The 24,568-nt window shown below is 37.2% G+C and carries 21 protein-coding genes, 5 tRNA genes and 1 other RNA gene; 4 read left to right on the forward strand and 23 right to left on the reverse strand.

Annotated features, from left to right (window positions below; translation table 11 throughout):
- Window positions 1-49: 49 nt before the first annotated feature.
- Complete coding sequence (locus MF646_RS08615; protein WP_250096089.1) at window positions 50-928, forward strand: hypothetical protein; 879 nt, start codon at window positions 50-52, stop codon at window positions 926-928.
- Window positions 929-950: 22 nt separating this feature from the next.
- On the opposite strand, the gene MF646_RS08620 is transcribed toward MF646_RS08615, so the two are convergent.
- The 11 genes from MF646_RS08620 to MF646_RS08670 form a co-directional block, all read right to left on the reverse strand.
- Window positions 951-2,462, reverse strand: a complete 1,512-nt coding sequence (locus tag MF646_RS08620) for a rhomboid family intramembrane serine protease (RefSeq protein WP_250096090.1) — start codon at window positions 2,460-2,462, stop codon at window positions 951-953.
- A 143-nt stretch (window positions 2,463-2,605) separates the two neighbouring features.
- Window positions 2,606-2,809, reverse strand: a complete 204-nt coding sequence (locus tag MF646_RS08625; protein WP_250096091.1) for a sodium:proton antiporter — start codon at window positions 2,807-2,809, stop codon at window positions 2,606-2,608.
- A gap of 79 nt (window positions 2,810-2,888) precedes the next feature.
- Complete coding sequence (locus MF646_RS08630; protein WP_250096092.1) at window positions 2,889-3,845, reverse strand: L-lactate dehydrogenase; 957 nt, start codon at window positions 3,843-3,845, stop codon at window positions 2,889-2,891.
- Between the two features lie 64 nt (window positions 3,846-3,909).
- On the reverse strand, window positions 3,910-4,929 hold the full coding sequence (locus MF646_RS08635) for a ThiF family adenylyltransferase (RefSeq protein ID WP_250096093.1): 1,020 nt from the start codon (window positions 4,927-4,929) through the stop codon (window positions 3,910-3,912).
- 11 nt (window positions 4,930-4,940) lie between these two features.
- Window positions 4,941-5,729 (reverse strand): DUF92 domain-containing protein, encoded by a 789-nt coding sequence (locus MF646_RS08640; protein WP_250096094.1) that lies wholly within the window; start codon window positions 5,727-5,729, stop codon window positions 4,941-4,943.
- Entirely contained in the window at window positions 5,726-6,286 is a 561-nt protein-coding gene (locus MF646_RS08645; protein ID WP_250096095.1) for a 5-formyltetrahydrofolate cyclo-ligase, read from the reverse strand. The genes MF646_RS08640 and MF646_RS08645 overlap by 4 nt, the downstream gene beginning before the upstream one ends.
- Window positions 6,287-6,371: 85 nt before the next feature.
- Window positions 6,372-6,521 carry a 50S ribosomal protein L33 gene (gene rpmG, locus MF646_RS08650; protein ID WP_034624960.1) on the reverse strand — a complete coding sequence of 50 codons (150 nt, stop codon included), beginning with the start codon at window positions 6,519-6,521 and terminating at the stop codon, window positions 6,372-6,374.
- A gap of 79 nt (window positions 6,522-6,600) precedes the next feature.
- Window positions 6,601-7,281 (reverse strand): hypothetical protein, encoded by a 681-nt coding sequence (locus tag MF646_RS08655; RefSeq protein ID WP_250096096.1) that lies wholly within the window; start codon window positions 7,279-7,281, stop codon window positions 6,601-6,603.
- Entirely contained in the window at window positions 7,244-9,661 is a 2,418-nt protein-coding gene (locus tag MF646_RS08660) for a sugar phosphate nucleotidyltransferase (protein WP_250096097.1), read from the reverse strand. Before MF646_RS08660 ends, MF646_RS08655 begins: the two co-directional genes overlap by 38 nt.
- 20 nt (window positions 9,662-9,681) lie before the next feature.
- Window positions 9,682-12,459, reverse strand: coding sequence for a 1,4-alpha-glucan branching protein domain-containing protein (locus MF646_RS08665; protein WP_250096098.1), 2,778 nt, complete (start codon window positions 12,457-12,459; stop codon window positions 9,682-9,684).
- A gap of 11 nt (window positions 12,460-12,470) precedes the next feature.
- The gene (locus MF646_RS08670) at window positions 12,471-13,106 is read right to left on the reverse strand and encodes a DUF4912 domain-containing protein (RefSeq protein ID WP_250096099.1); all 636 of its coding nucleotides are present in this window, start codon (window positions 13,104-13,106) and stop codon (window positions 12,471-12,473) included.
- A gap of 380 nt (window positions 13,107-13,486) precedes the next feature.
- On the opposite strand from MF646_RS08670, the gene MF646_RS08675 reads away from it, so the two are divergent.
- Window positions 13,487-13,732, forward strand: coding sequence for a hypothetical protein (locus MF646_RS08675; protein WP_250096100.1), 246 nt, complete (start codon window positions 13,487-13,489; stop codon window positions 13,730-13,732).
- A 193-nt stretch (window positions 13,733-13,925) separates the two neighbouring features.
- Here MF646_RS08675 and MF646_RS08680 read toward each other — a convergent pair whose 3' ends face one another.
- The 4 genes from MF646_RS08680 to MF646_RS08695 form a co-directional block, all read right to left on the reverse strand.
- On the reverse strand, window positions 13,926-16,019 hold the full coding sequence (locus MF646_RS08680; protein ID WP_250096101.1) for a peptidoglycan D,D-transpeptidase FtsI family protein: 2,094 nt from the start codon (window positions 16,017-16,019) through the stop codon (window positions 13,926-13,928).
- Between the two features lie 77 nt (window positions 16,020-16,096).
- Window positions 16,097-16,277: non-coding RNA, 6S RNA (gene ssrS, locus MF646_RS08685), on the reverse strand.
- 60 nt (window positions 16,278-16,337) lie between these two features.
- Complete coding sequence (locus MF646_RS08690) at window positions 16,338-17,642, reverse strand: MFS transporter (protein WP_250096102.1); 1,305 nt, start codon at window positions 17,640-17,642, stop codon at window positions 16,338-16,340.
- A gap of 90 nt (window positions 17,643-17,732) precedes the next feature.
- Window positions 17,733-18,341, reverse strand: a complete 609-nt coding sequence (locus MF646_RS08695) for a superoxide dismutase (RefSeq protein WP_250096103.1) — start codon at window positions 18,339-18,341, stop codon at window positions 17,733-17,735.
- Between the two features lie 271 nt (window positions 18,342-18,612).
- Here MF646_RS08695 and MF646_RS08700 point away from each other — a divergent pair, with 271 nt between their 5' ends.
- Complete coding sequence (locus tag MF646_RS08700; protein ID WP_250096104.1) at window positions 18,613-19,425, forward strand: undecaprenyl-diphosphate phosphatase; 813 nt, start codon at window positions 18,613-18,615, stop codon at window positions 19,423-19,425.
- Window positions 19,426-19,472: 47 nt separating this feature from the next.
- On the opposite strand, the gene MF646_RS08705 is transcribed toward MF646_RS08700, so the two are convergent.
- The 6 genes from MF646_RS08705 to MF646_RS08730 all read right to left on the reverse strand — a co-directional run bounded on the left by MF646_RS08705 (window position 19,473) and on the right by MF646_RS08730 (window position 21,787).
- Window positions 19,473-19,565, reverse strand: a tRNA-Ser gene (locus MF646_RS08705).
- A 67-nt stretch (window positions 19,566-19,632) separates the two neighbouring features.
- A tRNA-Ile gene (locus MF646_RS08710) sits at window positions 19,633-19,709 on the reverse strand.
- 4 nt (window positions 19,710-19,713) lie between these two features.
- A tRNA-His gene (locus MF646_RS08715) sits at window positions 19,714-19,789 on the reverse strand.
- A gap of 20 nt (window positions 19,790-19,809) precedes the next feature.
- Window positions 19,810-19,883: transfer RNA gene (locus MF646_RS08720), tRNA-Met, on the reverse strand.
- A 4-nt stretch (window positions 19,884-19,887) separates the two neighbouring features.
- Window positions 19,888-19,962, reverse strand: a tRNA-Asn gene (locus MF646_RS08725).
- Window positions 19,963-20,161: 199 nt separating this feature from the next.
- Complete coding sequence (locus MF646_RS08730) at window positions 20,162-21,787, reverse strand: Na/Pi cotransporter family protein (RefSeq protein WP_250096105.1); 1,626 nt, start codon at window positions 21,785-21,787, stop codon at window positions 20,162-20,164.
- Between the two features lie 234 nt (window positions 21,788-22,021).
- Between MF646_RS08730 and MF646_RS08735 the strand changes: the two genes are divergently transcribed.
- Window positions 22,022-22,801, forward strand: a complete 780-nt coding sequence (locus tag MF646_RS08735) for a DUF1189 domain-containing protein (protein WP_250096106.1) — start codon at window positions 22,022-22,024, stop codon at window positions 22,799-22,801.
- A gap of 106 nt (window positions 22,802-22,907) precedes the next feature.
- Here the strand turns inward: MF646_RS08735 and MF646_RS08740 are convergent, their stop codons facing one another.
- Window positions 22,908-23,558, reverse strand: a complete 651-nt coding sequence (locus MF646_RS08740; RefSeq protein WP_250096107.1) for an NfeD family protein — start codon at window positions 23,556-23,558, stop codon at window positions 22,908-22,910.
- A 94-nt stretch (window positions 23,559-23,652) separates the two neighbouring features.
- A complete protein-coding gene (locus MF646_RS08745) occupies window positions 23,653-24,528 on the reverse strand; it encodes a DUF1002 domain-containing protein (RefSeq protein ID WP_250096108.1) in 876 nt (291 codons plus the stop codon).
- Window positions 24,529-24,568 lie beyond the last annotated feature (40 nt).

Raw genomic sequence — 24,568 nt, forward strand, 5'->3', positions numbered from 1 at the left:
GCATTCACATATAGATGAGACAAACTGTTTGTCCAATGGAGGCAGAACGATGAATAAATGGAAATTTGCAATAGTCATGCTAATCACATCTTTTTGTGTAGGACTTTTTCTTGTTTTTACAATTAAACCTGAACCATTAAACGATGCTCTAATATTTTTCCCACTTGATCCGACAGCCACATTTGATGAAGCAACATCACACATTGATTTTCTAGCGATAGAAGATGAGGATGAGTACATTTTAGATTGGAGTGTCACTTCTGTATTAAATCAATCAGCATATTTGAGGCAAGACGTTTCACTTTTGTTTGAAGACGGTTATTTAAAAGACACGTTATCTTCATGGCGTGAGAACACGGACACTATTGAGATGGAAAAAGATGTGAAGTCAGATGACAGCGGTCATTATCGTGTAGTTACATTTCATCATGCTGAGCTACACTATCCAAATGATGAAATTAAAAGTGCCCAAAAACTAAGTTTTGATCAACTTTATGTGATTGACTCACCTTTAAGTCCATTACATGCTTTTAGAACTCCACAAACCGAAGAAGAAAAAGAAAGCAAACGAATATTGGATTATATCTTGCAACAACAACAAGAGTATGACTGGGATGCTTTATTTGAATATTACAATCTTCCAAAAGATCGATATTTACGGATTCCTCTTACTGACTTAGTTCTTTACGAAGATGAGCCTATCCCAGGATTAACAAAAGAAAAAACCGCGCAATTTCTCGGCGGCCTTTGGGAAGGATTATATAAAAACTATGTGCTTGGCATTACAAAGAAAGATGGATCAACGGTTAGTCCAATCGGAAGTACAGTTCCCGTAATCCTCGTTCCTGATACAGCTGATCATTTCTTCGTTCTTTTTCGAACGGCAGATGGCGAACCCGTTCAACTTTTACAAACAATTAATAACTAAGCAATATTTCTCAGTACTCAGCTTAAGAGGGTGCCACACTCAACCTGTCTAGCAAATCGAGGTAAGTATCGTCTGGATAGATCTCCACTGCTCGATTAAGTGCAGCACGTGCTTCCTCGATCTCGCCTAGTTCTATATAAATAAGGGACAAATTGTAATGGGCTTCATGAAACTCTTCTCTTTTTTCAATCGTAACTAAAAGAAGATCTTTCGCAACTTCATAATTTTCAAACATCGCTTCTACATAAGCTAGTAAAAAGTACGCTTCTGGCATCTCTGCCCCTTCTTCTACAGCTCTTTTTAAAAATGGATACGCAGACTCTATATCCTCTTTTTGCAAATATTCTTGACCAATTTGCAATTCCAAAATAGGAGAGCTAGCTTTTTCTTCATTATTCATTCCAAACCAAAACAGTCCAACTAAAGAAAAGGACGTGACAACGAAAAAGAGGATCTGTCTAAAGGACTTTTTATGTTTTGGTAAATGGACAATAGCAGAAGCAAGAAACCCTCCAACCAACCCTCCAATATGGGCACCGTTATCTACCATCGGAACAGCAAAACCAAAAACTAAATTAATCGCTAAAATTGTTAATAGGCTTTTCCCCATCGTTCGGAAAAATAATTTTCTATAAATAGTTCCAAAATAAAGAAGCGCACCAAAACATCCAAATATAGCACCTGAAGCTCCAGCTGCTACTTGTTCGTTAAAAGCAAAACTTGCAATAGAGCCCGTTAGACCTGCTATAAAATATATAAAAAGAAAACGCCCCGTTCCATACATTCTCTCAACTGCACTACCAAGATAAAATAAAGCTAACGAGTTCATAAAAAGGTGAAGGAAGCCTATATGTAAAAACATAGCAGAAAATAGGCGCCACCATTCCCCTTCCAATATGAGTGGATTGTACTTTGCTCCGTATGCAATTAACGTCAAAACAGAGGTACTACTTCCCTCTTGTTCTAACAAATAAAACATAAATGCAATGCTCCCTAAAAGGGCAACCGTTGCAAGGGGCCTCCCTTGAAAAAACAACGACTTTTCTTTATGTTCCCGCTCCTTTGTAGCTTGCCGGATTTGTTGCTGAAGATGCAGGATTGTTATCTCAACTTCTTCAACCGTTTCTAAATGAGGAACATCTGGCAGTTCTGTCTGATCAGTGTTTATTTTATCAATAATCGAAGAATAAACAGTCGTTCGCTTCTTTCTACTCTCAAAATAAGGTTTCTTTACATCTTCCCAATCATCCACAGGTGGATATAAACTTATATAGATGTTTTCCCCTATCATTTTACGCAGTCGTAAATGACGTCTAACTCGCTCAAACTGCTTTACGGAGTTAGTTACATCCCTTCTTAACCAACTTGCAAAATCTATATCCACTCTCACAATTCGAAGAATACGCTTTGGTTTTGAATCTTCATCTTCTAACCAAAATTCCTTCGAATTTTTATCAAGAACTCTAAAACCTTTTTCAAAAATATAAAAATGAACTAACCTCCAGAAAAAAAAATCTTGTTGTAAACGATCCATAAGTTCCTCCTTTCACCATTATTCTTATTAACAGTATAGCAACAATTTCCTTTTATAGAAGGGAACAAGCGAAAAAACAAATAAACAGATAAAGGGTCTGTCCTTAGATACGAAATCTCTAAATGACAGACCCTTATATCATCTTAAAAATTTTCTTGTGGTCGGTTTGATTGAAAAACCGAACCGAGTACTTTATCGCGGATAAATGGAATTTGCATAGCAAACATAACGGCTACCTTTCTAAGCATTCGACGACTCAAAAAGGCATTGATCACACGATAACGATACTTATAAGCAAAATACATTGAAAAAACTAACGATAGAATTGAAATGAGACGTTGAAACATAATCATCCCTCCTCTACCTTAATGTGGCTGTGAAACGAATCTTTTATCCACGATTAAATAAAAAGTATCCATTAAAGCTCTAGACAATATCATGGACTGGCTTCATCGCTTCTTTTAAAACAGAAGCAGAATGATGTAATTTCTTTTGTTCCTCTTCACTTAAATTTAGTTCTAACACTTCGCGAATGCCTTGACGATTAACGATAGCTGGAACACCAATATAAACGTCATCAAGACCATACTGCCCTCGAAGAAGAGTCGATATTGTTAAGACGGAATTTTCATTTCTTAAGATTGCCTTAGTAAGGCGAACAAGCCCCATCGCTATCCCATAGTACGTTGCGCCTTTTCTGTCGATAATATGATAGGCAGCATCACGAACATTAGTAAAAATCGTATCAAGTTCATTCATGTTGACATGATTGTCCTCGTCCACATACGTTAAAATAGGCTTTCCCGCAATATCAGCATGACTCCAAATTGGCAGCTCGGTATCTCCATGCTCTCCCATGATATAGGCATGTACATTCCTTGAATCTACATCAAAATATTGGCCTAGCAAAAAGCGAAAACGAGCTGTATCTAAAATTGTTCCAGAACCAATGACCTTTTCCATTGGCAATCCAGAAAATTTCCACGTAGCATAAGAGAGGATATCTACAGGATTAGTGGCAACAAGAAAAATACCATTAAACCCGTTATCCATGACAGATCCAACAATGGTTCTAAAGATCTTTGCATTCTTTTCTATAAGATCAAGCCTTGTTTCTCCAGGACCTTGATTAGCTCCTGCAGTAATAACAACGAGATCAGCTTCTGAACAATCTTGATATGTCCCCGCCCAAATTCTCATTGGTGAACCAAACGGCATACCATGGTTTAAATCCATCGCATCTCCTTCAGCCTTTTCTTTATTTAAGTCCACCAAGACCATTTCATCTATAACACCCTGATTAAGTAGTGCATAAGCATAACTAGAACCAACAAAACCCGTTCCTATTATAACTACTCTCGTTCCTTTTCCTTTTGCCTCCATCAAAACAGCACCTTTCCTAGAGAATACACTTCCTTACTTAAACCACAAAACGTCTTTTAAAAGACTACCCTCCAATATATTTACTATACAGAGTTTTTGCTCTTGACATGTCTTCCGTTCCTTGTACTAACACTCGTCCATCTGGAAACAAAACAAGCCTTTCACCCTCTTGAAGCTGAACCCTAAGTAAAAAAGGAGTTTTTTTAACTTCTGCAACCGGTTCAAGTTTTTTTACCCATACTTCTAAATTGATTGGCTCATTACGCTGAATTTGGACTGTTTCTCTCCCGCATAGTGTTGTAACATGGTCCTCTTCTTCAAATAATGAAGGATACTCTTTTTTTTGACAGGTAGGGCATTCCTTTTTTGAGTTCTCCATTTTCAAGTCAAATTGGTGGTTTTTCCATAAATCAAAGCTTCGCAGTGTTCCTCTAAGTGCCTGTTCATCATTGACTAAATACTTTAGTACTTCCACTACTTGATAGGAAGCTACGATATCCACAACTGGACTAATAACTCCTATGGTGTCGCAAGTTTGTCCTGTTCCTTCTCCAGGATTAATAAAACAACGCAGACAAGGCGTTTTTCCAGGAATGAATAGAGCTGACATACCTCTAGCACTCACTGCTCCGCCATAGGCAAATGGTAATCCTAATTTAAAACACATATCATTTAAAAGAAACCTAGTTCGAAAGTTGTCAGTTCCATCTAAGACGAGGTCAATACCTTCTAACAATTGTGGTAAATTTTCAGCTGTTACATCAGTAACGATTCCCTCAATCTTCACACTAGAGTTAATTGCTTTTAATTTATTTGCAGCAGCAACTGCCTTTGGCAAACTCTCATTTACATCTGTTTCGTCAAATAGCATTTGCCTTTGTAAATTACTCATTTCAACATAATCTCGATCGACTAGTCTTACTAGACCTACACCTGCACGAACAAGGTGATTGGCTAAAACAGTACCTAAAGCACCGACACCCACAATTAATACAGACTTGTTCGTGAGTTCTTTCTGACCAACCTCTCCAATTGGTGAAAAGCGCATTTGCCTTGAGTAGCGTTCCAACGAATTACGTTCCATCTTTCTCCTCCTTATAACAACAACCAACCTGAAAGTAAGCCTATGGCTGCTCCAAAACCGGTACAACCTAAATTAACAAAATCATTATTCATCCACTTTTTACCTTTTATACGTACAGTCTTCGTACTACAATGATTTTCCCGTTCCGTTTCAATTGAACAAACAGAACAACGGTAAACAACTTGCCAACCCCCACCTAACACTGTATCTAGTAAATTACCGAGGAAACCGGCTAAAGTCAAAACAACTAACAAGATAAGACTATCATAAGATGGACCCCACCAAAAAATAATTGAGAAAATAACAATCAAGAAACTCCCACTGAAGGCGGCGGCTGAGCCGAGTAATGTGATTGCTCCAGATGTTCCATGTCTAACATGTTTTCTCTTAAAAAGATGGAACGGTTTTTTTTTGCTGTGAGAACCGAGTTCCGATGCCCATGTATCGGAAGTGGCAGCGGCAAGACTTGCGACGAATCCGAACATGTAAATTTGTGAAGGATAAACAAAATAAATAAGTGCAAGTATGGCAGAAACTCCTCCATTTGCAAGTACTTGAATGGCATCTCTTTGTTGTCCTTTTTGAACAATGTCAAGCTCTTCTTCATTAGGATGAAAAGAACCAATTAATATAGAACTACAAAAAAATACACCTAATAAAAGTAACCCATAAATTCCTAACCCCAGAGAAATTGAGCCACCAACTATGACAGCAGCAATCGCTCCACCAAAGGTTAATTTGTTTTTCTGATAAGCAAAGACCGCAATCAAAATAACCGCTGTAAAGAGGAGGAGGATCATGATAGAAATCCTGCAGGGCTAATAATATGATCGATTAGACAATCATGGGGCTCAGTTGGGACAAATGGAATCACTTGACATGGTAAAGCTAACGCTATCGTCTGCGCTTTGATTTTTGGCAGGAACCGATCATAGAATCCTCCTCCGAATCCTAGCCTAGAACCGTTTTTATCAAAAGCAAGTCCAGGAACAATTACTAACTCAATCTTCTGTGGATCAATAGAAGGACAACTCTCAACATTCGGTTCTTTCAAGTTATATGGACCTTCTTCTAATTGATTAAAACTAGTGATTTCAAAAAATGACATCCTTTTTTGTTTGAAATCTGCACGAGGAACGACGACTTTTTTTCCTTGCTTCCAAGCAGTTTCTATTAAACAATATGTATCTACTTCTTTGCCACGAGAAACGGTAAGTGCAATAACTCCTGATTCTTTCCAAAGACTAGAAGAAACAAGGTGATCTGCAATTTCTTTCGACCAATTCTTCCATTTTTCAGCGGAAATTGAATCTAGTTTTCTGCTCATTTCATTTCTAATGTCCTTTTTTGTAAGCATAACTTTCACTCACTCTCACCTTATTTATGAATGCGCCATCAAAAAACCCTTATAAATAGAAAAAAGCAGCGGATAATCCAGCTGCTTACTTTGTTTCACGGTGTAACGTATGACGCTTTAATCTTGGGCTGTATTTTTTGAATTCAATACGCTCAGGATTTGTACGTTTATTTTTTGTTGTAATATAGTTACGATCTCCTGTTTCAGTGCAAGCAAGAGTTACTTGTACACGCATTTGCTATCCCTCCAAACTGTGCTTACTTCATACTTGAATATGATAGCAAATCTTTTCACTTCAATCAAGTGGTTTTTCTTTACAGTATTTGTTTTGTTACTTGTTTAAGGTGATTAGAACGAATTTGTTTATCATGTTTCATCAATACTTCCTCTTCTGATGTACCATTGATTTCCCAAATCCGACCGTAAGTCTCTTGCCATGGAGCTAATTGAAGGCTAGTTACCATCATGCTTTCATGACCACTTTGGCATAATGGTGAGACAGCCAAATTCCCACTTTTTTCTGACCATATTTTTTCTCTTTTCCCAACAGCTAATTGGCTTTCTTTCCCTTTGAAGAAATTAGTAGCTAAAAGAGTTAATATTGGACTTCCGTAATGCATAATCGTTTGTCTCAAAGGCGAAATAAAAGCTACCTTTGAAGAAACCGTCCCAAATCTTTGTTGATGAACGACAAACTTAATATTAAGATTTTCTTCAGATTGATTTTTAAAGATAAATGTATAAACGAAACTACTTTCCTCTTTTTTATACTCTTGTAAAATAGTTAGTTGAATATTCCATTGCTTATGGAAAGCGACAACAATGGATAGGTCTGACCCGCGCTCTTGTTTAGAAGACATTTCCCATTCACTACTATTTAACCAAGAACATTTTCCACCTAACCAGACAGCAAATTTCTTCAAGAAGTGGTGATTTTTTTTTTGAAAAGCAAACATACTAGGATGTTTGCTGTTTAATAAAATTAATCTGTTCAATGTATTCACCTGCCAGTTGTTTTGCATGTGCTCCATCTGTCGACTGAGCATATACAGTAAATGTTCCTCGTTCTTGGTCTGGAACAATAAATGTCCAACTTTCCTCTGTATGTTTAACTTTCATCCCATCAATAAGTTCTACGTTCTTTCCTTTTAACGATTCCAATAACTTTCGCATTACAATCCCTTTTTGTTGTGTTTTACACGTTACTTCTTGTTTATAGATAGATTGTACAGGCAGTTCACTTAGAATTTCTGAAAGGGTTTGCTTATTCCCAACAATATGGTCTAATAGTTGAACGATCGCATATGAACCATCATAAGACATCATTTGAACTGTCCCCTCTGATTCCATCATCGCACGAGCAGAAGTCTTTGTTCTAATAAGTGTTTTATCATAACTTGCTGCTACCTCTTCAAGTGCACTTCCACCATATAATGGAACAGCTAGCTCTTGGCGTAACCCTTTTTCAAGTTGCATATAGATAAACAACATTAATTGTTCTTCTTCTGAGACCAAATGTCCTTGTTCTGTCATTAAACTAATGAACTCTCCACTTTCACCAACCATTACCCCAAAATCGGCGTTATACTCAAGTAAGGTTTTCCTCATTGTCTCTTCATCTACTTGATCAGACAGACTATGAATCGAGCAACCTAGTTTTTCAAGTATTGTTTGGAATAATGGATGGTTACTTGATGATTCTTCATGAAGAACCACTTTAATACTTCTTGCTTTTATCGCTTCAACATTAATATGTTCCATCAAATTAGCTATGTAACTTTCTTCCAATTGATGGTTTGTTTCAAATTGACCAACATATTCAAATGCTACCCTACGGTAAGATTGAAATGTTATCACTTGTTCCAATTCACGTTGTTCAGAAGAACTTATCGGCAATCCATCTTCGTTAAAGAATTCAATGATTAACTGCTTTTCATGATTTTTATCTAACAACCTAATGTATATACCGCCTTTAGCATCACTCTGTTCAACACTAAATCTTAAAACTGGCAACATTGTTTGTCCGAGTTCAACAACGTCTACACCCGATGCTTGCAGACTCTGAATGAGCGATAATTTCATAACCTGTGAAAAAGAATTACTATCGCTAGCCACTAATACTTGTGCACCTTGATTGAGCAAGCTACCATAAGCTGCACCAAATTTAGAGGCTTCCTCTGGAGTCATTTCACTATTTGCAACACCGGTAGCACGGTGTCCTCTTAATAACGATTTTGCTCCAATTTCATTCCAGACAAAGGACTGTGGAACAGTTGTGGCTTCCTCCACTCTTTTATATGGCCAAACTTTAACCTCTGGTTGAATTCTAGCCTCTTCTCCAATGACCGTATTATGACCAATGACAGCATCTTCGAATATTGATGCTTTGGTGCCAACGGTCACACCTTGGCATAAAGTAGCCCCTCTTAGTTCACTATCGTCACCGATATATGCGCCATCCCAAAGAACAGAACGTTTAATTGAAGCCTTATTCGATACAGTTGACCCTGAGCCAATAACTGCGTGTTCTCCTAAGTGAGCCCCAGACCGAATAACTGAATTTGAACCTATTGAAACAGGCCCTTCAATTTTCACTCCTTCTTCAATAATGACATTTTCCCCAACCCATACACTTGGTTGAATCTCAGTTCCTTGAATTAGAGCATCCAGATCACCATTTAATATATCGCTTTGAGCTTGGCGATATTGCTTTAGATTACCTATATCTGACCAATAACCTTCAGCAGAATATCCATACAAAGGTGATTGATCAGCTAACAGCTTTGGAAAAACGTCCTTACTAAAGTCTACTACTGCATCTTCTTTAATGTATGAAAAGATTTCTGGATTCATAATATAAATACCAGTATTAACGGTATCACTAAAAACCTCGCTCCAACTTGGCTTTTCTAGAAAACGAACAATTTTATCTTGTTCATCCGTCATAATCACACCAAATTCTAATGGGCATTCAACTTGTTTCATAAAAATAGTTACTAGACTTTCATTTTTTTCATGAAAATCAATTCCTGATTGAAGGTTAAAGTCTGTTAAAGCATCACCACTTACAACGACAAAAGGTTCATCTAGAAATTCTTCCGCTTGTTTTACACTCCCAGCTGTCCCTAAAGGAGTAGTTTCTTCAAAATAATGCAATTTCACTCCGAATTCAGACCCATCACCAAAATAATCTTGAATAACATCTGATAAATACTGAACGGTCACAGCAATTTCAGTAATTCCGTATTTCTTTAATAGTTCAATACTATATTGCATAACTGGCTTTTGAATTAATGGAACCATTGGTTTTGGTACATTACAAGTTAATGGACGTAATCTCGTACCCTTTCCTCCTGCCATGATGACACCCTTCATTATGATAGCCTCCCTTTAATTTAAATAGTTAGTTCTAACTCTCCAACAAGACATTTTTCTATTTCATCTTCTGTTTGCTTCGCAATGGTCTCCCAGTTAAACTGAGATTTAACATCACGTAGTCCTTGAGTAGCTAATGCTTCTCTTGAAATTGGATGATTATAAAGATAAAGAACTTGCGTAGCCAAACTTTGGACATCACCTGGAATCATTTTCAACCCATTCTCTTCATGTCGAATAATCCCTGCTAATCCGCCTGTATCAGATACAATGGTTGCTTTCCCCGCAGCGAGACCTTCTAAAGCAACGATTCCAAAAGGTTCGTAATAACTTGGGAAGATCGTTGCATCACAACGGGAAAACCACTCGTTTCTCTCTTCATCACTGACAAAACCGAGGAACGTGACATGTGAATCTAATTGTCTTTCTGCAACTTGCTGCTGATAAGCTTGGAGCATTGGACCCTTTCCTGCAATAACAAAACGAATCTTCTCATTTCTTTCTTTTAACAGCGCTGCTGCATCAATAACCGTTTGATACCCTTTTTCCTTAACCATTCTACCGACTGAAAATACAGTGAACTCATTATTGTTTTCGATGGTACTTAATCCGGTATACGGACGAAGCAGGTCGATATCTACACCATTTGGTATGACAGCAAGCTTTTCTTCTGGCATTGAAAAGATTGTTAATAATTCTTCTTTCATATAGTCACTGCAAACGATAACCCGATCTGCTTCATAAGTAAGTTCCCATTCTTTTTGATTGATTTCATATTGCAATTCACTATGAATCCCATTATTTCTCCCATGTTCCGTAGCGTGAATGGTCGCAAGTAGCGGAAGTTGAAGAGATCTTTTAACAGCAGTTGCCGTTACGCCAACTAGCCAATCATGAGCATGAATAATATCAAATTGGGTTTTTCTTGCTAGCTTCTCGATATAGCGAGTCATTTCAATATTTAAACTCCCAACCCAATCAAAGAAGTTAGCAGCTTCTGGCTGCAATCCTTTAATACGGTGAACATGTACACCTTGGTTAATTTCATAATCTGGATAACCAGCTACATGTGAAGTAACAACATGAACCTCATGCCCCTCTTTTACCATTGCCCTTGAAAGGTCAAATACATGTCGAGATAATCCGCCGACCATCATCGGTGGAAATTCCCAACTAAGCATTAAGATGGTACGTTTTTGCTCTTGATCAGCCTCTTCTTTCGTTTGAATGTAAGCATCATGAGGGGAGAAAAAGATTTGTTCATCAATTTCCGCTAAAAATGGATAGCACTGTTCCATTCTCAGTATCCATTCATCCTGCACCGATCCACTTAGTAATTTCTCCTTTGTTACATCAAATCTACTAAGGTGTGTTGCAAATCGTTCATGAGCATATTGAACAGCACTTTGCCCATCCATTATAAATGCCCAATCACTGCTTACTGCCAACATCCATTCGCGAACCATTTGCTTTAAATAACGTTTTTCTAAGTCCGTTGGATTTGAGAAGAGTGCAACAACAGTTGCTAAATCTGTCTCCATTCGGTGGTGATGACGGTAGAGGTATTGGTTTTTTTCATTTATCCAGACATCACCGTAGCCTTCACGCCCCCAAGTCGAGAAAGAAATATGAGAGGTATCGAAATCCTGATAGTGTCTGTCAATATATAATTCAGGAGTCACAAAATGGATTCGATTCTGTCCTTTCTTGATTACTTGTCCAATCCACTCAGGTCCTTCAAACCACCAATGCCCAAAAAGTTCTGCATCAAAAGGGGTAACCATTAAATATGGAGGATAACACTGGTCTCCGTGCTCATTTATCTCATTTTCAATGGAATATAGGAAGTGATCTGCGTGGGCTTGTATTTTCCCTTCAGCCCATTTACGAACGTATATTGCTTTTTCTTCACCTTCACCTGTTATTCGCTTGTGCTTAATTCCAGTATCTATTCTTATTCCGTCTTCATGAACGTATGGTTTTATATAATCCCACTCTCGTTCATAGGCTATATCTCGATAAAATTCGCGATAATCAACATCGCCCGGGTAACCTAGAGTTGAACTCCAAACTTTGCTTGACAAGGTTGTGTGCCTTGGGAATAAGATTAATCCATGTGGTGAATAAATTGGTGCTCCACTACCTTTAGATGGTATTGGTTCTGCGTTTAATAGTGCATGTTCATCAACAAAAGTATAGGTAATGCCTTCTTCGACTAAAATGCGATCAATACCGGGTGCAAAAGCACACTCTGGCAACCAAAAACCACGAGGTTTCTTCCCAAAATGTTGTTCAAAACAACGAATGGCCTCAACAACTTGAGAACGAATGGCTGATTTGGTTTTTACATAAGGTAAAAATGCATGAGTTGCTGCACTTGTTATACACGTAATAACTCTTTTTTCGAATAATTCTCGAAATGCATAAAGTATGTTTTTGTTATAATCAATAAATGTTTTTTTAATTTTCTGATAACGATTAATGTAAAATGATACGAGATCTTTCTCTTCTTTTGTTTCTGCTAATTTCTTTTCTTTCCCTAATAGTTCCTCGGTCTTAATGATGTAATCTAAATATCGTTCCTGAATCGTTGGATCGGCCAACATTTCTAATACCGGTGGAGAAAAAGAAATTGTCAGTACATCTTTTAATTCTGTTTCATTTAACTCCCATAGTAATGGTATGTATGATTCTGTAATCGCTTCAAATAACCAACGTTCTTCAAGCCGTCCCTCTTCCTTGTGACGAACATAGGGAAGATGAGCATGTAGAACTAAAGAATAATACCCTTCTTTCAACAAAATCCCTCCTATTTTACTGTTTCATAATACGAATAAGTACTGAAATGCTCGAGCCATTGAGGTTCATTTTGGTTGCCAGTTTTCCATTGATTCACTGCTTCAACATGTAAACCTTGTTTTGCTTTTTCAGTCCGAGGTGTATCAATTGCATTCGACCTTAACAAAGATAAAAATGAACCTTGTCTTGTTTGAATGCCTAAATCTATAATGAAGGTACGGTTCGGTTCTAAATCCGTTATCATCCAATTATTCGTCATCTCAGGGATGTGAATATCAAAAAAACGATGAGCATTATGCCCATTAAAATCAACCATTGTACAATCATAGACTCTTATTTTCTTAGTTAACTCATGCCATTGAAGGCGTGTTTGGTGTTCAATTGTTTGTCTTAATGATGAGCTAATTTCCCAAAAGGAATATATAGAAGTTGGACTTTGCGGAAGCAAAGTGATTTCATCTCGTTCATAACTCGAGGGCACAATTGGAGTAAAATTCATTTCGTCATTCTCCTTATTCTCTTCTTGTTGTTGGCGGTGTTTTTGATACCGGTATTGAACTTTTCCAACTGTAGTATCTAATTCAATTGCAATTTTTCGAAAGGAATATCCCTTTTCTCTTAAAGCAAGTATTTCCTCAATCAACACTTTCACCTCCAAGTAAATCTTTTTTAGAACACAAATAGTTACTTTATGTAAGTAAGTTACAAAGTATGACTATTTTTTTGTTATGTTAATCATACAATTCAATTTTTCAGCAAACAAGAAGCCCATTTTGTCTCTTTTTGTCAGGTCGAGGCTAGTTAGGCATTTGATTCACAAAAAAAATTATTCGCCTTTTTTCGCCATCTATTTTTGTCAGATCTTCGGGTCGTTTTTTGGCGAAAATACTAAAAAGTCGGTAAATGTAAGCGTGTTCTTTATTGAATGTCGAATTAAGTAAAAAACTCTTTGGAATTTGACTTCAGCTTATTTCTTGCTAAACTGATACTATTCATATTTGAAAAAATGAAAGTGAGTTGCTTTTAGTGGAAATTTCTATTATTGTCTTATTGTCTTTTGCTGTTCTTCTTTTTATTTTATCTTTCTTCCGTAAAGATCGAATAAAACAAGTGGAAAAACAACTTGACCACATGTCCATTACATATATGCAAGAAATTTACCAATTAAAAAAGAAAATCCAAGTACTAGAAGAAGAATTGTTAGTGAGCAGTGATAAGCAAAATCTTTTACAGCATAAGCACTACATAAGTGATACTAATAAAAAACGATAAATTTATTCGGTATCTTGTTAATCAAAAAGGTATTGATTGATGGGAAAGGATTTAGAGGCAAATAATATATATTAAAGTAACATAGACTTCTAGATGAGGCTGTTGGTACGAGATATTATCTTACATAATAAATATGAATAAAATAAAAAGATGTGTTTCATAAGGGGAATTCCACCTTTGAAACACATCTTTTTTATTCATCGGGCTGTTCAAGAATTGGACGTTCTGCTCTTTCAGGTCCATTCCTCACATCTTTCATATCAAAATAGGCATCTAATGCTTGGCTGGCAATTTCTTGAGCCATACCTTGCCTTCCACCATTTCTTTCTAACTTCACATTCGGTACGACAACCGCAAATGCAATTTCAGGGTTATTAAAAGGAGCGTAGCCTACAAGGGTCTGAGTGTTTCCGTCAACAAACCGACGGTCATCTCCTGTCCCCAAAGCTACTCGAACTTGAGCCGTACCCGTTTTTCCAGCTGGCTGATAAGATTTATTCGCAAAACGACTACTAGCAGTACCTCTAGTCATCACTCCACGCAAACCTTGTTGAACACGAGTAATAAATTGTTCATTCATATCAATCCGATTTAGAACTTGCGGTTCAAACTTTTGAACCACCGCACCATGCTCATCTGTATTGGAGACAGGTTCACGAATTTCCGTGACTAACCTAGGTTGCATTCTAAGTCCATCATTAGCTATGGTAGAAATATATTGCGCAAGCTGTAGTGTTGTATATGTGTCATACTGCCCAATCATCAGATCTAGTAGGTTTCCATAGATCGTTGATCCACCTGTTAATCCTGTTGAGCTAGACGGTAAATCTATTCCTGTCTCAGATCCTAAACCGAACTGGCTAAAATTATACCTAATTTCATTGTAAGCCTCTGCTACTGAATTGTTCGTCCAATTACAATTATTAGGGTAATTACAATTAGCCATTAACATCGCCATTTCAAACATATAAACATTCGATGAGACTTCAAGAGCTCGCACATCATTCACCCAACCATAATTCCGTACCGATTTCTTCTCAGGAGTTGACGGCAACCTAATTGGTCGATCATTAAAACTTTTACCAGGGTGAGCGACTCCAGCTTCAAACCCAGTTAAGACAGAAGCTGCTTTAACGGATGAGCCCATTTCAAAAGCTTTCGTTACATTTCCGATATGATCCGCATTTGTTTCTCTTGTTTGTCCAGCAGGGTCATTGAATCCAGCCATTGCCAAAATATCACCAGTACGAGGATCCATCAAAACAGCATAAGCCGCTCGATCTAGAATAAAAGAATTGCCAGCCTTTTTCATTTCTTCTGAGATGATACTTTCTAAACTTTGCTGCAATTCCATATCAACACTTAGTACTAAATCATTTCCGCGTTGACCAAGTCGTTCATTGACTGTGTGGTCTACAGTGCCACCACTTGAATGCGTAATGCTTTCTACAACAGCTTTTTGCCCTCGTAACACATCTTCATATTGCAATTCAAGAAAACTTGTCCCTACGATATCCGAGCGTTCATAACCCCTTGCTAAATAGTAATCGACTTTTTCTCTTGGTATCGTTCCAGTTGACCCAAATACACTACGTAATGATTCTCCGTACACATAATTTCTACGTGAATCTCTTAATATATCAACTCCTGGCAATCGATATAAATTTTCGCTTAATTTATGAGCTTCCTCTTCTGTAATTCCACGTTTTATTCGCTGTGGAGAATTAGCAAAGCCACGTGACATTTCACGATAAATAGCAAGAACACGCAAATCTGTTTCCGATAAAGCTTCAGTTTTATCGCTTGTAATGCGTTCAACCTCTAATTGGTATTCTTCAGATACACTTTCTAATTCGTTACGTTCTTCTCGACTAACAAGATCAAATCGTTCCTCTTGAGTCATTTGCATTAAAATATAATCTTGTTTATCCCGCTCTGTAATTCGATCTGTTTCAATATCAATTAATTGTTCTAATTCTCGGGCAATACCAAGCATAGTATCTGCACTTGTTGATCTAGACGGATTCGTATACGTTACCGATAACTCAAGCTCATTATCAACAACTACATTGCCAAACCGATCATACATCAACCCTCTAGGTGCATCTATTCTTGCTGTCGTATTACTTGTTCCCTCAAGTTCTTTTACAAACTCTTGTCCTTCTACAATCTGAACAACCCCCAAACGCAGGATTAAAACAGAAAATAATACGAACACAGCAAAGAAAAGGACATTTAACCGAGTTGGAACATGATGTTTCTTCTTGCGCTTTGATGCTCTTTCCACCTTGGATGTTCCTCCTAAAAATTTTCTATCTACATTAGAATAGGCACCTTATTAAGGTGCCTACTTGATTGCAAAAGTCGTAACCCGCGTATGCCGTTGCTTCAGTTGTTTCATGAACCTACTCTCGTAGGTGGGTGTTCGCAGAATCACATTCAACGTCCAGAACAAGCTGGCTTGTTGGCAGTGTTTCAATATAGAACTCCCTTTAATAAATCAAGGTTCGAAACAAGGAGAAGCTGACTAACACGGCAGGCAACGTTTTATATTGATTTCATTATAGCATACCCATTTTTTTTGTCAAAAGGGAAAGGAAACCAACTACATGCTCGTTCCACTTCCACCTGAAGGGTCACCATCTCCTCCTTTTTGTCTAGCAAAGCTATAGCTTTCTCCCCCTTTATTTTCTTTGAAATGAACATGCCTAACAAAAAAGTAAATAACCGCATGTCCAGCACCAAGTACAAGCAATAAAATTGGAATACCTCTTTCTTCTGAGAAAAGTGTTACAGTAGCTAAAAAAGCCAGTACTGATACAATACGACCCGAGTTTACAAATAACTCTCGTACAACAATATACTCCACTCTCATCTCAGCAGCCTTCCAACCTTTTCCAATAACATCAAAAGTGAGAGAGACATAAGGGACAAGTAACATCGGATATGCTATCGAGACAACAACGCCATACGTGATAAGCTTAGCAAACGTTAACTCGCCTAATACAATAATGAAGATTGCACCATATAGGATTAAACCACCAATTAGGATTAATTTTTTTCTAAACGTTGGTTTTATTATTCGAGTAATGACATAATACGCAACAAATTGAGTTGCAGAAGCAACTAACCCATACGTACCAATTGCTAACTCGCTCCCTGTTGCGATATACACCCAAACAACAATTACAAAAACGAAAGTCCCTTCTCGTAAGCCTTGGAAAAAATGAGCCCTCGTAATCTGTCGCCAATTCGGATTTTTTTTGCGCTCTTTTAAGATTCTTTTAAAGCAAAACTGCCCTTCAGCCGAACGACGTTTTAACATAAAACTTATGAGAACAGCTGCTACAAAAAGAGAGAGGGAAATTGTAAAAATAATCGTATAGCCTGTAAATTGCTCCATTCTAGTAATAATAAACCCAGATAAGATTGGACCGATCATCCCAGCAAAAGACGTTAATAAACCTAAGAAGCCATTGAAGAAATCTCTTGTCTCGGGTTCGGTTATTTCAAACGTTAATACATTAAAAGCAAGCCAATAAAAGCCAAAGCCTGTTCCAATTAACACTCCAAGAAGAATTAAGTATTCATTTGCATTTTTCCCCAAGAATAAAACAGTTGAGAAAAAAATAGCAAGTGCAATTACACCTGCTCTTAATACAATGACCCTGTCAATTTTCTTAGCTACTTTACCAGCTAATATAAATGCAATTGGCTGCATGACAACGGATCCCAAGTTATATAGAGCAATATCTACAAATTCACCTGATTGTTTCCACAAGTAAACATTGACGAAAGTATTAGACAAAGCAATACTTAGTGCATACAACCCACCAATTATGAGTAATAGCTTTAAGTCCCTTGTCACTTCTATATCACCAATTACTTTCTTTACCAATACCTTATTCACCGACTCCACCACCCTCACAAGTAGTGTGTCACTTGAAAAAACGGTTATACAAAAAGACCCTAAGGTTTTTCCTTAGGGCCTTTTGTATTCTTATTTAGCTTCGTTATAACGTTTTGTAACTTCATCCCAGTTAACAACATTCCAGAATGCGTTAATGTAGTCAGGACGACGGTTTTGGTAGTTTAAGTAATATGCATGCTCCCAAACATCAAGACCTAAAATTGGGGTCTTTCCTTCCATTAATGGAGTGTCTTGATTTGGAGTGCTTGTTACAGCCAATTTACCACCATCAACAACTAGCCAAGCCCAACCAGAACCAAAACGGTTAGCACCTGCGTTTGCAAATTCTTCTTTGAATGCATCAAAGCTTCCGAATGTTGAAGTAATCGCATCAGCAAGTTCACCTGTTGGGTTGCCACCGCCATTTGGACTTAGGATTTCCCAGAACAAAGTGTGGTTAGCATGTCCACCACCGTTGTTACGTACAGCACCACGAATATTCTCTGGTACAGCATCAAGGTTTGCAACTAACTCTTCGATGCTTTTGCTAGCTAGATCATCATGACCTTCAAGTGCTGCATTTAATTTTGTAATATAAGTGTTGTGGTGCTTCCCATGATGAATATTCATTGTTGCCTCATCAATATGCGGTTCTAATGCGTTTGCTGCATAAGGTAATTGTGGTAATTCGTATGCCATGTTAAATTCCTCCTCTAATGTAAATCTGATTATTGGCGGAGTATGTACTCCAAAAATGTGGACTTTTGCAACATTTTTGTTTCATAAGTCTTCCAATTCATACATTACCAAAATTTGAACATTCTTGCAACGTTTATGCTCAGTAATTTTTAATAATGTAACCACATATACTCTACCCTTACTCTAGACGAATTAAACCCAATTTCGTCATAACAAGAATCCCCAGACATAAAGATGTACAAACCCTTTTTCAATCTAATGGAGGAACAATATGAATTGGTGGCAAGCAATAATTATAGGTTTCATTCAAGGAATATCAGAATTCTTGCCGATCTCTAGTACAGCACTAATGCTAATAGCACAAAGACTTCTCGATATACCTATTGGAAAAAATTTTAAATTGTCATTTGAAACATTTCTACACATCGCATCAGTCTTTGCTGTCATTGTTTATTTTCGCCATGATTTATGTAAGATCCTGCAAGATTTTATAACCTATATTAGAACGAAAAATAATAAAGCCCAAACAAATTATAAATTCGTACTTTTATTAATTATATCAACAATTGTTACTATCTTAGTTGGGAAAATGATCGAGTCAATTCTCGGGAACCAATTAACTAATTCAGCAACAATCGGAGCTTCACTCATTATTACGGGATTATCGCTAATATTAATTGAACATGGATTAAATGAAGGAACAAGAGTACAATCAACGTTAAACTGGAAGGATGGAGTTATTATCGGCATAGGGCAAGCTCTATCATTAATACCAGGAATATCCAGGACAGGTAGTACATTATTCACCGCTCTTTGTTTAGGATTGTCTAAAGATACTGCACTTCGCTACTCATTTCTTCTTTCTATTCCCGTCTTCCTCGGTATGACCATATTAAAATTACCAGATTTAATAAAAAGCCATACAGAGATCACTCTCTTTTCCTTAAGCATTGCCTTTATATCTTCATTTATTTTTGCGTTGATAGGGATTAAATGGTTTATCTCGATGCTACAAAACACTAAATTAACATATTTTGCTTTTTACTGTATTGGACTTGGAATTTTCACATGGAGATTAATTTAACCAAAAAAGGATCTCTAAGTTAGAGATCCTTGAATATGTAGTATAAATGGCGGAGGAAGAGGGATTCGAACCCCCGCGCGGTTTAACCCGCCTGTCGGTTTTCAAGACCGATCCCTTCAGCCGGACTTGGGTATTCCTCCGTACCTAATGTAAACAAATAGAGGTTAGAGATAACTTAGTTCATTCTTCTATTTCCAACTTCTATAATGGTGGACCCTGTAGGACTCGAACCTACGACCGATCGGTTATGAGCCGACTGCTCTGACCAACTGAGCTAAGGGTCCCCTATGGGGCGACTGATGGGAATCGAACCCACGAATGTCGGAACCACAATCCGATGCGTTAACCACTTCGCCACAATCGCCGTAAAACATTTAATTAAAGTAGCGGCGGAGGGAATCGAACCCACGACCTCACGGGTATGAACCGTACGCTCTAGCCAGCTGAGCTACGCCGCCATAATGGCTCCACAGGTAGGACTCGAACCTACGACCGATCGGTTAACAGCCGATTGCTCTACCACTGAGCTACTGTGGAATATCACTTAAGAGACAAGAATTATCTTAACATGCTCTTTAAATTACGTCAACATTTTTTCTGAAAATAAATTAGGAATAAATTTATAACATTAATTCCTGCTATAACTTACCATACTTCCAACAATTAAACAAGCCTACTTTTGAGAGAAAAATCAAGGCACCCGCCATACTAAAGGGGCACCTTGATTACTGTAGATTTAGTGGTCTTCTCCAATTACTGCTTCTGCAATATTAACAGAGTGATCGCCGATCCGTTCTAAATTACTAACAATATCGACAAAAACAATTCCAGCTGAACCAGAACATTTGCCGTCATTCACTCGTTGAATATGCTGCTTTCTAAGCTTTCTTTCCATTTTGTCTATTTTTTCTTCTTTCTCCAAAACAGAACGTGCTAAATCACCATCTAATAATTCTAAAGACTGAATAGCTTCTTTTAAAGTTGAGAGTGTTAATTCAGACATTTCACGTAAATCTTCAAGTGCTTTCTCTGATATATGAACTTTGTTTACTTTTTGATAATCCTTCAATTCAACTATATTTTCAATATGATCTCCGATACGTTCGATATCACGGACTGTATCCATCAGCATCGAATGCATCTTCGAATCATGTGCAGATAATGACCGAGAGGAAATTTGAATTAGATAATCTGTAATTTTCCTATCGAGATTATTAATGGCCTCTTCAAACTGGATAGACATCTCAGCATGTCGCTTCTGACCATTCTCAAGATATTGACTCACTTCATAAAGTCCTCTTTCTGAGAATTCAGCCATACGTAACACTTCCTGTTTCGCTTGTCCTAGTGCAATAGCAGGTGAACTTCCAATAAAACGAGGATCTAGATGTTTTGCCTTATATTCAATACTATATTCTTCACCCGGTACTAATTTCGTTACAATAATTGCTAAAATTGCTACAAACGGAAGTTGTATCATTGTATTGGAAACATTAAAAATACCATGTGCAAAAGCAATTGTCATTGGTCGGTTTAGGCCTAATTCAACTGCAAGAAAACTGACAAATTGGAAGAAGAATGGATAAATGATCAATACTATGATCGTTCCAATTAAGTTAAATATAACATGAGTCAATGCTGCTCTTTTGGCTGCAACAGATGCACCAATTGCTGCTAATATTGCTGTTATTGTCGTTCCAATATTATCACCAAATAGAACAGGTAAAGCGGCATCTAAGCCCATTGCTCCTTGCTCATACAATTGCTGCAACAATCCAATTGACGCACTTGAGCTTTGAACAGCAACCGTAAAAATGGTTCCTATTAGCACACCCAGTAATGGATTTTCACTCATACTTAATGTAAGTTCAGCAAACGCTTCAAGTTCACGTAGCGGCTTTAACCCTGTACCCATCAATTCTAATCCATAAAATAAAGCTCCAAATCCAAATACAACTTGCCCATAATTGTTTACTTTTTTTGCTTTAATAAAGAAAATTAATGCTGCCCCGATTGCAATGATTGGTAATGCATAGGCGGATATTTTTATCCCAATTATAAAGGCCGTTACAGTAGTCCCAATATTGGCTCCCATAATAACCCCAATCGCCTGCTTTAGAGTCATAAAACCTGCATTAACAAGACCGATGGTTAAGACGGTTGTCCCCGTACTTGTTTGAAGAAGTACCGTTACAAATAACCCTGCAAAAACCCCCATAACAGGATTTGTCGTAAACTTATCTAGGACATCTCGCAATCCATCACCAGCAACCTTTTGCAACCCATCCCCCATGTATTTAATACCAAAAAGGAAAATACCAAGTCCACCAAAAAACATGAACAAGAGCGTTTGTAAATCCACAAATCCTCATCCCTTCATCTCATAAGTCAAATCCAATTTTCGACAAACATCAACATGGACACCCTGTCTATTATTAAGCATTCATCAACGGTTTGTAAACAATAAATTATTAAAAGTCATCTTTATTTCAATCTATTCATGATTTTCTTCAAAAAGCCCTCTATATTTGAAATACAATGATAGCATTTTCAACGGCAATTCGTTAAAATAACGGAGTATGAAAGAGGTGAACTGATGAGTTACTGGGAATGGTTTTTTAAAAGCTTCTACAATAGAAAAGTGATTGCCTATTCTCGCTTTCGACCAATAACGACAACAATTGGATTTGTCTTAATGATTATATTTATTGCGAGTATCCCTTATTTTATCTCTTTAAATATTACGATCGTTTCAAGCGTACAACAGCTTGATCGTATTTTAGAAAATGATTTACCTGACTTTCATCTGGTTGAAGGTACATTAGTCATGGAAAAAGAAGAGGTCTACATTACCGATGAAGTGAGTGAAGGCTTTTTCCTAATTGATCCTGCTAATTCATTAACAGAAGGAAAATTGTTGGAGCTAGAAGAGGGGATTGCATTACAAGAAAAGGAATTTCTTTTTATCTCGAATGGGCAAATTCAATCGATCTCCTATTCACTCCTCGGCTTACAGGAGCTTTCTAAAGAAGATCTCTCACATCGTATTAGTCAACTTTTAAATTTCCTGCCGATCTTATTGACGATCATAACGAGCTTACTATTTGTAGGACTTGCGGGTCTAGGCTTTTTAAGTATTACGATTCTAGCTTTTCTAGCTCTTTTTATTAAGGGAAAAAGAAAGTTAGAATATCGCCATATGTGGATTATCACTGCACACGCACTCACACTGCCAGTAATCTTACTATATTGGATAGATATTCTTATCTTCCCTATACCGTTTACTGCGTTTGCATTATCAACATTTCTTATTGTTCTTGCAGCGATTAGGTCTATCCCTATTCCTAAAAGGCATAAACACAGCACTCCTAGCTAAATGGTGAGACCTTACAACTACTAAAATAAGAGGATCCCAAAAGGTTTTTGACCTTTTGGGATCCTCTTTATTATAAGATACCTTTTCCAATATTAATTAATACTCCTCACTCACCTTGCTTTTCTTCACCCTCTAATGGTTTAATTAATATTCTTGTACCATCCACCGACATGACAATGATATCTTGATTCGCCTCAATCCAACTTCCACCACTTGTTGCACTATATTGCTCTCCTTCAATCTCGACTGTACCGGTTGGCCGAAATGAACTGATTGTTCTTCCCCTTTTTCCAACAAGCTGATGGTACTGTTCATTAATTGAATTATAGCCTAACTCATTAGTTAGTTTATCTTTCAACGTCATTTTTGCCCATAAATTCCGTGATGGGAAAACCTTCAAAAATAAGGCCGAACTAAATCCTCCAATGATAAACCCCATTGAAACTAATACACCATATATGAAAGATGGGGCTGGGACTGCTAAGCCAATAATCATTAATACAACCCCTAATAATGCTACAGTTCCATCAGTAATCACTTTTCCATCTATTACGATTAATGCTAGGCCTACTATATATAAAATAACAACCCATAAGCCTACATCTCCTGTAATGTGATAAGAGAAATACATAGCCATTATTGCAATTCCTAAAATAGCAAATAACCCTTTAACTCGAACTAATAACTCACCAATTAAAAATAGAGTTCCTAAAAACACAACAACAAACCCGATACTAGGTGAATCTAACCATTCCATTCCCCTTCCTCCTTTCTATGTCATTTACGTTTTTGACATGGTTTTCGTTTCACTTAATTTAGAAATAAAAAAGAGAGAGGATCCCTCTCTCTCATTATGAACTAAATAAACCACGAAGGGAATCAATTAGCCGATTAATTAAATCAAGAAAATTTTTAATAAACCCTTGCGTATCTTCGCGATTTAGAAATTCTCCTAAATTATCTCGTACCCTTGAGATTTGATCTTGAACTTGATTCCAGTCAATGTTAAGGTCTTTCATCCTCATAAAAAGGGAAACCAAACCGTTCAATTCTTCATCAGTTAACGTAATACCCAGTTCAGCAGCAACGCGACGGATTAGCTCTCTTAGGTCCTCTTCTGTTTCAACAGGATTATTGGCAATTTCTTCTTTTATTCGATTCATCAGTTCTGTCGCTTCTTCCATTCCGATCGAATCACTTAATTCACCAGTGCGAATCAATTCTTCATTTGCAATTTGCTTTTGCTCTTCTGGAATTTCAATCTCCGTAGCAATTTCATACGCTTTAATTAACCCTGTTAAAGCTGCTGTTCCAGAAACAGGAATTGGAGCTGTAATATAAATATCAGCGTCCTCTACACCAGCTGTAATTAAAGCATTAGCATACATTTCATCCGAAACCCAGTTAATATTATTCGATTCAACTGCCAAACCTGCCCCTTCTTCACCTAGGGTGATTTTTGAAGAGGATAAAGCGTTTGTTCCAATTCTGGATGCACTAATGTAATTACCTAAATATTGATGTTCTTCCTCATTAGTCACATAAATAATCGTATCATCTTGTGTTGCCCCCATCTCATCCAGTAGGGCTTGTTTTTGTGTTTCAGATAAATCCTCACCAAGAGTAATAATTACATCTCCTGGTATAGCATCAGCTAAAACAAATGTTGGTAACATAAGTGCAAAAACTAGCGTAAGAGCTAAATATTTTTTCCAAATCAATTTCATTTTCATCTTCTCCTTTTGTGACCACCACGATTTTTATCGC

The sequence above is a fragment of the Halalkalibacter alkaliphilus genome (assembly GCF_023555415.1).
GTDB lineage: Bacteria > Bacillota > Bacilli > Bacillales > Bacillaceae_D > Halalkalibacter > Halalkalibacter alkaliphilus.

What these genes read in the sequence shown, in the direction of transcription:
- MF646_RS08615 (WP_250096089.1), top strand. Translation starts at nt 50, where the DNA reads ATGAATAAATGGAAATTTGCAATAGTCATGCTAATCACATCTTTTTGT.
- MF646_RS08620 (WP_250096090.1), bottom strand. Translation starts at nt 2,462, where the DNA reads ATGGATCGTTTACAACAAGATTTTTTTTTCTGGAGGTTAGTTCATTTT.
- MF646_RS08625 (WP_250096091.1), bottom strand. Translation starts at nt 2,809, where the DNA reads ATGTTTCAACGTCTCATTTCAATTCTATCGTTAGTTTTTTCAATGTAT.
- MF646_RS08630 (WP_250096092.1), bottom strand. Translation starts at nt 3,845, where the DNA reads ATGGAGGCAAAAGGAAAAGGAACGAGAGTAGTTATAATAGGAACGGGT.
- MF646_RS08635 (WP_250096093.1), bottom strand. Translation starts at nt 4,929, where the DNA reads ATGGAACGTAATTCGTTGGAACGCTACTCAAGGCAAATGCGCTTTTCA.
- MF646_RS08640 (WP_250096094.1), bottom strand. Translation starts at nt 5,729, where the DNA reads ATGATCCTCCTCCTCTTTACAGCGGTTATTTTGATTGCGGTCTTTGCT.
- MF646_RS08645 (WP_250096095.1), bottom strand. Translation starts at nt 6,286, where the DNA reads ATGCTTACAAAAAAGGACATTAGAAATGAAATGAGCAGAAAACTAGAT.
- rpmG (WP_034624960.1), bottom strand. Translation starts at nt 6,521, where the DNA reads ATGCGTGTACAAGTAACTCTTGCTTGCACTGAAACAGGAGATCGTAAC.
- MF646_RS08660 (WP_250096097.1), bottom strand. Translation starts at nt 9,661, where the DNA reads ATGAAGGGTGTCATCATGGCAGGAGGAAAGGGTACGAGATTACGTCCA.
- MF646_RS08695 (WP_250096103.1), bottom strand. Translation starts at nt 18,341, where the DNA reads ATGGCATACGAATTACCACAATTACCTTATGCAGCAAACGCATTAGAA.
- MF646_RS08700 (WP_250096104.1), top strand. Translation starts at nt 18,613, where the DNA reads ATGAATTGGTGGCAAGCAATAATTATAGGTTTCATTCAAGGAATATCA.
- MF646_RS08735 (WP_250096106.1), top strand. Translation starts at nt 22,022, where the DNA reads ATGAGTTACTGGGAATGGTTTTTTAAAAGCTTCTACAATAGAAAAGTG.
- MF646_RS08740 (WP_250096107.1), bottom strand. Translation starts at nt 23,558, where the DNA reads ATGGAATGGTTAGATTCACCTAGTATCGGGTTTGTTGTTGTGTTTTTA.
- MF646_RS08745 (WP_250096108.1), bottom strand. Translation starts at nt 24,528, where the DNA reads ATGAAATTGATTTGGAAAAAATATTTAGCTCTTACGCTAGTTTTTGCA.